Here is a 1,567-nt window from a genome sequence, read left to right on the forward strand (position 1 = left end):
CTGTGACCCTCTGCTTGTAAGGCAGATGCTCTCCCAGCTGAGCTAAGATCCCATGGTCAGCGGCCTGATTACCAAACCGCTTAGTCATTATACTATTAAATGCGTGAAAATGTCAAGCACTTTTTTTGATTAAATTCTACTTTTTCTCCGTCTGGTCCAACTACCGTAAAAAACTTAACTCCGAACTGGAAAAACGGCAGTTCTTTTACCAGGTAATCCAGGCTTTGAAGCCCGATTTTCTTTGCCTCATAAAAAGCTTCTTCAATATCACACACATCCAGTGCTATATGATCAATATGACCTGCCCCCCTGGTTTTTAGCTCTTCCAGACCAGCACCTACCATCTGTATTAATTCCAGAGTAAAACCTTTGTGATATACAAAAGCTATTTCAATTCTTCCATCCGGAGTATCCAGATACCCTCCTCCGGTTTTATGAAAGCCCAGCTTTTCATAAAATTCCATAGAGTCCTTCAGGCTTTTTACCTTTACCGCCAGATGTGCCCAGCCCTGCAAACCGGCTTTAGCGCCATAGTCCGCACTGTCATCATGACAGAATTCCACAACCTCCTGATTTGGTCCGACAAAATTTGCCCCTTTTACACCCTTTCTGCCGAGATGCTCATAATGAGTAATTCCACTGCCGGTGGATGCATGAAATTTTAATCCTTTATCCACTGCATCATTTACGCACCGCTCCAGATCAGGCACATCAATGGCATAATGATCAAATATACCATCTTTTCTTTCTGACACTTCAGCCAGTTCGCTTCCGGAAGGCTGGAATAACTCTAAAACCAGATCTCCAAGCTGTAAAAATGCAACTTCAATTTTATAGGGATTCATAACGATTTTTTCATGAAATTTTTTAAATCCCAGATTTCCTTCATACCAGGCAACAGCCTCTTTTAAATTCACCACCGGTATTCCCAGATGCTGGACTCCGGTTATATTCTCACTCAGGTTCATAGCCTTTCCTCCTTGCCAATTTTCTTTCTTTATTGTAGCACAAGTCCAGGGCGGTAGAAACCTTAATTTTTCTTTAATTTTTTAAAAAAGCATTATAGTATTCCCTTTTTTTCGTTATTATATATATAGGATTAAATCTGTCTGCATTCCCTTCGATGATAGCCTTTAAATTTAAAAAGGGCTGCATCCTGGTCAGCGTCCAGATAGTTCATCCATACTTCTGTATCAATAATTCCGCTTTTGTATCTGCCAATGTAATCATTGTAACTGCACCACCAATAATCTCCCAGATTTTTCACAGTATGGCAGGCAACCGGAATCAAATGTATCTTACCACAATATTTAAATACATTCACCCAGCCTTCGATTTTCTCGCTTTCATAATATCCGCAGATCCGCTTTTGCCGCCGATGATCGGAACTTTGATTATAATAACAGGAAAACTCTCTGGTTACTTCTTTCATTACTTTTGTATTTACCCTGCTATTCTGGGTACTGATCACCATATGTACATCCGTGTCTGTGATGCAATAAGCAAAAATCCTGAATTCTATTTTTCGCCGGACTAAGGCGACAATATCCAGAAATTTTTTCTTGTC

The 1,567-nt window shown here is 40.1% G+C and carries 2 protein-coding genes; both read right to left on the bottom strand.

Features of this window, described 5'->3' with window-relative positions:
- Nucleotides 1-95: 95 nt before the first annotated feature.
- Entirely contained in the window at nucleotides 96-968 is an 873-nt protein-coding gene (locus ACH2DQ_RS25140; RefSeq protein ID WP_394911755.1) for a VOC family protein, read from the bottom strand.
- Between the two features lie 131 nt (nucleotides 969-1,099).
- Nucleotides 1,100-1,567: hypothetical protein (locus ACH2DQ_RS25145; RefSeq protein WP_395028607.1), on the bottom strand; the 468-nt coding region annotated here is incomplete at its 5' end.

This window comes from Robinsoniella sp., from assembly GCF_034124845.1.

Bases quoted from the DNA above. Each gene is read 5' to 3' on its own strand.
- ACH2DQ_RS25140 (WP_394911755.1), bottom strand. From the start codon at position 968: ATGAACCTGAGTGAGAATATAACCGGAGTCCAGCATCTGGGAATACCG.